The sequence below is a fragment of the Streptomyces sp. NPDC057137 genome (genome assembly GCF_042670825.1).
Classification (GTDB): domain Bacteria; phylum Actinomycetota; class Actinomycetes; order Streptomycetales; family Streptomycetaceae; genus Streptomyces.
This window is the reverse complement of sequence record NZ_JBHUUW010000029.1, coordinates 86,654-93,049: the sequence shown is the minus strand read 5'-3', so window position 1 is coordinate 93,049 and position 6,396 is coordinate 86,654. Positions and strand designations below refer to the sequence as shown.

Below are 6,396 nucleotides of genomic sequence, written 5' to 3'. Positions count from 1 at the left end.
CAGCCCCTGAGTCCTCGGGGCGGCGCCGGACACGCGTCCCGGCGGCCTGCGGGGCTTCCGTGGCCGGTCGGCGCGGTTCCGGCGGACGCGGTTCCGGTCGCGGCGTAGTCTCCGGGACATGACTCTCGACGCGCTCGGACGCAGCCGCTACGTCAGCCTCACCACCTACCGCAAGGACGGCAGCGGGGTCGACACCCCGGTCTGGCACGCCGTCGACAACGGCGAGTTGTACATCTGGACCCGCAGCGACTCCTGGAAGGTCAAGCGGATCCGTAACAACAGCCGTGTCGTCGTGACCGCGTGCGACATGCGCGGGCGCATCGCGCCGGGCGCGGCGAGCGCCGAGGGGACGGCCCGGCTGCTGGAGGGCGACGAGATCAAGCGGATCGACAAGCTCCTGGCCCGCAAGTACACCTGGCAGTCCTGGCTCGTCCAGAAGCCGGCCGCGCTCGTACGGCGCGGCAAGCGCGTGCACACCGGAATCGTGGTGACTTTCTGACGCCTTGTCGGCGCGCCGACTTGTGAAACAACCTTGACCTGTAACCAGTTCTTTTCCTGGGAAACGTGACGTCGGCCACTCGCTGAAGCCATACTTGAGTGATCGCACCGCACCGTGCGCGACAATCCCGCGTAGCCGTCACGTAACACGGCTGCGGTTTCATGCCGGCGGGCCGGACGGTTCCCTTACGGCAGTGCGCAGCAGGGCAGGGGCGGGAAAGACAGCAATGACAAGGCATGAACTTCCGGCGGAGATCGGGGCTTTCGCGCGGTACTTCCGTGGGATGACGGCGCTCCTCGACCCGGACGGCGGCTGGTACGCGGTGTTCAGGCAGCGCGACCCCGAAGGACTCCGGGCCTGTCTCGACGGCGCCGAGGTGCCGCCCTGGGACGTGGTCGAGTCCCTGCTCCACGATCTCGCCGCGAGCCATGAGAACCGGCCCGTCGACCGGGAGACGGCCCGCGCGAGCAGGCTGCACGCCGCGTCCGCCGCCGCGCACGACCGGCTCCCCGGCGGCCTCGACGCGCTCCGCGAGCGGCTGCGGCTGATGCAGCACGAACAGGCCACGGCCGCGGGCCGCGCCGACGAGGTGATGCGCCGCCTCAGGCTGGTCGCCGAGGGCTCGCCCGAGGCGGACCAGCTCGAGTACGACCTGGCCTGGGTCCGTGACGACTACGCGCGCGCCACGGCCCGCTGCACCGAGCTGCGCGAACGCCTCGCGGTTGTCGCCGAGCCGTCGAACGCGCCCGCCTCGCACTCCACCCACGGCGCGCACGGCGCACCCACCCCGCGCTCGTCCTCGCCCGCGCACGCCGCGCCCGCCCCGGAGTACGGCTCGCCGGAGGCCAGGCCCACGGCCGCCGACGGGTGGTACCGGGCCGAGGAGCCGGCGGTCGACGACCAGTCGGTTTTCGGCCGTCCTGACGGGGGGCGGCCCGCCGCGCCCGACGAGTGGTTCCGGCCGGAGCCCGGCCGGGGCGGCGGGACCGGCTCCCGCGACGGCGGCGACGGCAGACGCGACTCCGAGGGCTGGGGCGGCCCGGACAGCCGCCGGGGCGTGGGGGACGAGGGCAACCCGGGCGACACGGGCTCCAACCCCGCCGTACGCCCGGACGATTCGCAGGAAATGGCGCAGGTGCCCGGCCAGCGCCGCAAGCAGCGCAAGCAGCGGGGCGCGCGCTACGCCTTCACCGACGCCACCGATCCGGCGGCGGCCACGCCCATCAACCCGCCCGCCGCCACCGCGGCACCGCGCGGTGCCCGCTTCGGCGGTGCGACGGGCTCCGGCAAGGCCCGCGACGGGGACTCCGAGGGCGGCATGACCCGGCAGCAGTCGGAGGCACGCCGCGCCGCGCTGGACACCGTGGCCGTCCTCGTACGGCTACGGGCCGCCGGTCGCACCGGCGAGGCGCACGTGGTGCTCTACGAGGCGGCGGCCGGACCCGCCGAGCAACTGCCGTTCCTCGCCGCCGAACTGCACCGAGCCGAGCTCGGCGCCGACTGGGCGTCGGTGCTGTGGGAGGTGTCGTCCCTGCCGCCCGACAGACTCGCCGCGGCGGCGGGCGCGCTCGCCATGGCCGGCCGCGACGCGGACTGCGGTGTACTGCTGCGCCAGGGCATCTCCCGGTCCCCCGAGGACATCGGCGAGGTGGTCTCCGCACTCGGCGACGCGGGCCGCGCCCAGGAGGTCCAGGCGCTGCTCGGGGCCTTCGTGCGGGCCCGTACGCCCGAGGACGCGGCGCGGATCGCGGTGGTGGACCCGCCGCGCCTGGTCCCGCTGCTGCTGGAGGCGGCCCGGGGCGTCTCCACCACCAACGAGCGCGATCTGGCCCGTGCGCTGCGGAGCGCGGGGATGGGCGGCGTCTGACCTCGGCGATGCCCGTTCTCGGCCGGTCCACGGCGCTCTGTGGACCGGCCGGGTGCGAATCATGATCGACTCTGCGGCTTAACAGCGATGGTCTTGCCCCCGTGGGACGGCGGGCTTAGGTTCTCCTCCTACGTACCGTATCTACGGGCGTAGAAAGTGCTCGGAAAGCACCCGGGAAGCACTGGGGACCACCTCGTGATCAGCCCGGGAGAACGCTCGACCTTCCGCCGAAGGAGCAGCTCGTGGCCAGAGTCGTACGCGCCGCACTCGTCCAGGCGACCTGGACCGGCGACACCGAATCCATGATCGCCAAGCATGAGGAGCACGCCCGCGAGGCGGCCCGGCAGGGCGCCCAGGTGATCGGTTTCCAGGAGGTGTTCAACGCCCCCTACTTCTGCCAGGTGCAGGAGCCCGAGCACTACCGGTGGGCCGAGGCGGTCCCCGACGGGCCCACCGTGACCCGGATGCGGGACCTCGCGCGCGAGACCGGAATGGTCGTCGTCGTGCCGGTCTTCGAGGTCGAGCAGTCCGGGTTCTACTACAACACCGCGGCCGTGATCGACGCCGACGGTTCGTACCTCGGCAAGTACCGCAAGCACCACATCCCGCAGGTCAAGGGATTCTGGGAGAAGTACTACTTCAAGCCGGGCAACGCGGGCTGGCCCGTCTTCGACACCGCCGTCGGCAAGATCGGCGTGTACATCTGCTACGACCGGCACTTCCCGGAGGGCTGGCGCCAACTCGGCCTGAACGGCGCCGAACTGGTCTACAACCCGTCGGCCACCTCACGCGGCCTCTCCAGCTATCTGTGGCAGCTGGAACAGCCCGCCGCCGCCGTCGCCAACGAGTACTTCATCGCCGCGATCAACCGCGTCGGCCAGGAGGAGTACGGCGACAACGACTTCTACGGGACGTCGTACTTCGTCGACCCGCGCGGCCAGTTCGTCGGCGAGACCGCGAGCGACAAGGCGGAGGAACTGGTCGTCAGGGACCTGGACTTCGGGCTCATCGAAGAGGTGCGCCAGCAGTGGGCGTTCTACCGGGACCGCCGCCCCGACGCGTACGAGGGGCTGGTGCAGCCGTGACCGAGGCGCCCGCGAACCCGGCCGCGGCCCCGGCCGCCGACCACTCCCACGACGACCCGTCCCACGCCGGCCCGGTCCGGCTCCCCGCCACCGACCTGCACGGCCGGCACCGCGCCGTCCTGCCCGACTGGCTGGCCCTCTACTACCGGCGGCCCATCGAACTCACCCACGGCGAGGGCCGCCACGTCTGGGACGCCGACGGCAACCGCTACCTCGACTTCTTCGGCGGCATCCTCACCACCATGACCGCCCACGCCCTCCCCGAGGTCACCAAGGCGGTCAGCGAGCAGGCCGGGCGGATCATCCACTCGTCCACGCTCTATCTGAACCGCCCGATGGTGGAGTTCGCCGAGCGCGTCGCCAACCTGTCCGGCATCCCGGACGCCCGGGTCTTCGTCACCACCTCCGGCACCGAGGCCAACGACACGGCCCTGCTGCTCGCCACCGCGTACCGCCGCTCCAACCAGATCCTGGCCATGCGCAACAGCTACCACGGCCGGTCCTTCTCCGCCGTGTCCATCACCGGCAACAGCGGCTGGTCCCCGACGAGCCTCTCGCCGCTCCAGACGCTGTACGTGCACGGCGGCGTCCGCACCCGGGGCCCGTACGCGCAGCTGTCCGACGCGGACTTCATCGCCGCGTGCGTCGCCGATCTGGAGGACCTGCTCGGGCACACCCGCGCGCCCGCCGCGCTGATCGCCGAACCGATCCAGGGCGTCGGCGGCTTCACCTCACCGCCGGACGGGCTGTACGCCGCGTTCCGCGAAGTGCTCGACCGGCACGGCATCCTGTGGATCAGCGACGAGGTGCAGACCGGCTGGGGCCGTACCGGCGACCATTTCTGGGGCTGGCAGGCGCACGCCCAGAACGGTCCGCCGGACATCCTCACCTTCGCCAAGGGCATCGGCAACGGCATGTCCATCGGCGGCGTCGTCGCCCGCGCCGAGATCATGAACTGCCTGGACACCAACTCCATCTCGACCTTCGGCGGCAGCCCCGTCACGATGGCGGCCGGCGTCGCCAACCTCGCCTACCTCCTGGAGCACGACCTCCCCGGCAACGCGCGCCGTGTCGGCGGTCTGCTGATCGAGCGGCTGCGCGCGGTGGGGGCGACCGTCCCCGCCGTACGGGAAGTGCGCGGACGCGGCCTGATGATCGGCATCGAGCTGGTGAAGCCCGGTACCGACGAGGCGAACCCGGAGGCAGCCGCGGCGGTGACCGAGGCGGCGCGGGAGGGCGGGCTGCTGATCGGCAAGGGCGGCGGCCACGACACCAGCGTGCTGCGCATCGCCCCACCGCTCTCCCTCACGGTCGCCGAGGCCGAGGAAGGCGCGGCGATCCTCGAACGCGCCCTGAACAGCGTCTAGTCGGCGATGCGCCGGACGGGTGGCCGGAGCGGGCCCGTCCGGCGGCGGAGGACAGCACCACGTCGGGTCCCTCAGCGCCCCGCCCGCGCCGCCCGCCCCGCCCGCGCCGATCCCGCGCCCTGCCCGCTCAGCCACGTCGAGTCATGTCACGGAGCCCATGCCATGAGTAATCGCACGCTCGTCCGGGGCGGTCTGGTCATCACCGCCGCCGACGAAGTCCACGCCGACGTACTGACCGAGGACGGCCGGATCGTCGCCCTCGCCTCCAACGGCTCCGACGTGGCGGAGAGTTGGACCGCCGACCGGGTCATCGACGCCACCGGCAAGTACGTCATCCCCGGCGGTGTCGACGGCCATACGCACATGGAGATGCCGTTCGGCGGGACGTTCGCCGCCGACACCTTCGAGACCGGCACCCGTGCCGCCGCCTGGGGCGGTACCACGACCATCGTGGACTTCGCCATCCAGTCGCCCGGCCAGGCGCTGCGCGAGGGGCTCGACGCCTGGTACGCGAAGGCGGACGGCAACTGTGCCATCGACTACGGCTTCCACATGATCCTCGCCGACGTCAACGAGGACTCCCTCAAGGAGATGGACCTCCTCGTCCAGGAGGGCATCACCTCCTTCAAGCTGTTCATGGCCTACCCCGGCGTGTTCTACAGCGACGACGGCAAGATCCTGCGTGCCATGCAACGCGCCTCCCACAACGGGGGGTTGATCATGATGCACGCCGAGAACGGCATCGCGATCGACGTCCTCGTCGAACAGGCCCTGGCCGCCGGACGCACCGATCCGCGCTACCACGGAGAGGTACGCAAGGTCCTGCTGGAGGCCGAGGCGACACACCGCGCGATCCAGCTCGCGCGCGTCGCCGAAGCACCGCTCTACGTCGTGCACGTCTCCGCCGAGGAAGCCGTCGCCGAACTGGCGGCCGCCCGCGACAAGGGACTTCCCGTCTTCGGCGAGACCTGCCCGCAGTACCTCTTCCTGTCCACCGACAATCTCGCCGAGCCGGACTTCGAGGGTGCCAAGTACGTCTGCTCGACACCGCTGCGGCCCCGCGAACACCAGGCCGCCCTCTGGCGCGGGCTGCGCACCAACGACCTCCAGGTCGTCTCCACCGACCACTGCCCGTTCTGCTTCAACGGGCAGAAGGAGATGGGCCGCGGCGACTTCTCCAAGATCCCCAACGGGCTGCCTGGCGTGGAACACCGGATGGACCTCCTCCATCAGGCCGTGGTCGACGGCCACATCACCCGGCGCCGCTGGATCGAGATCGCCTGCGCGACCCCGGCCCGGATGTTCGGCCTCTACCCCAAGAAGGGCACCATCGCGCCGGGCGCCGACGCCGACATCGTCATCTACGACCCGCACGCCCAGCAGACCCTGTCCGCCGAGACGCACCACATGGACGTCGACTACTCGGTGTACGAGGGGAAGCGGATCACCGGACAGGTCGAGACCGTCCTGTCGCGCGGTGAACTCGTCATCGACGGCCGGAAGTACACCGGCCGTGCGGGGCACGGCAGTTACACCCCCCGCGCCACCTGTCAGTACCTCACCTGAAAGTTGGGAGTG

At 71.4% G+C, this 6,396-nt stretch carries 5 protein-coding genes; all 5 read left to right on the top strand.

Going from position 1 to position 6,396, the window contains the following annotated elements; all coding sequences use genetic code 11:
- Positions 1 to 118 precede the first annotated feature (118 nt).
- The 5 genes from ACFT9I_RS22830 (at position 119) to hydA (ending at position 6,384) form a co-directional block, all read left to right on the top strand.
- Positions 119 to 499: a PPOX class F420-dependent oxidoreductase gene (locus tag ACFT9I_RS22830; RefSeq protein ID WP_382566893.1), complete on the top strand. Its 381-nt coding sequence runs from the start codon at positions 119 to 121 to the stop codon at positions 497 to 499.
- 226 nt (positions 500 to 725) lie between these two features.
- Positions 726 to 2,366, top strand: coding sequence for a hypothetical protein (locus tag ACFT9I_RS22825; RefSeq protein ID WP_382566891.1), 1,641 nt, complete (start codon positions 726 to 728; stop codon positions 2,364 to 2,366).
- 242 nt (positions 2,367 to 2,608) lie between these two features.
- Positions 2,609 to 3,451, top strand: coding sequence for a nitrilase-related carbon-nitrogen hydrolase (locus ACFT9I_RS22820; protein WP_382566888.1), 843 nt, complete (start codon positions 2,609 to 2,611; stop codon positions 3,449 to 3,451).
- A 95-nt stretch (positions 3,452 to 3,546) separates the two neighbouring features.
- Complete coding sequence (locus ACFT9I_RS22815; protein ID WP_382566901.1) at positions 3,547 to 4,818, top strand: aspartate aminotransferase family protein; 1,272 nt, start codon at positions 3,547 to 3,549, stop codon at positions 4,816 to 4,818.
- A 162-nt stretch (positions 4,819 to 4,980) separates the two neighbouring features.
- Positions 4,981 to 6,384 (top strand): dihydropyrimidinase, encoded by a 1,404-nt coding sequence (gene hydA / locus ACFT9I_RS22810; RefSeq protein WP_382566887.1) that lies wholly within the window; start codon positions 4,981 to 4,983, stop codon positions 6,382 to 6,384.
- The last annotated feature ends 12 nt before the right edge of the window (positions 6,385 to 6,396 follow it).

Coding starts and splice junctions, on each gene's coding strand:
- ACFT9I_RS22830 (WP_382566893.1), top strand. CDS start 119: ATGACTCTCGACGCGCTCGGACGCAGCCGCTACGTCAGCCTCACCACC.
- ACFT9I_RS22825 (WP_382566891.1), top strand. CDS start 726: ATGACAAGGCATGAACTTCCGGCGGAGATCGGGGCTTTCGCGCGGTAC.
- hydA (WP_382566887.1), top strand. CDS start 4,981: ATGAGTAATCGCACGCTCGTCCGGGGCGGTCTGGTCATCACCGCCGCC.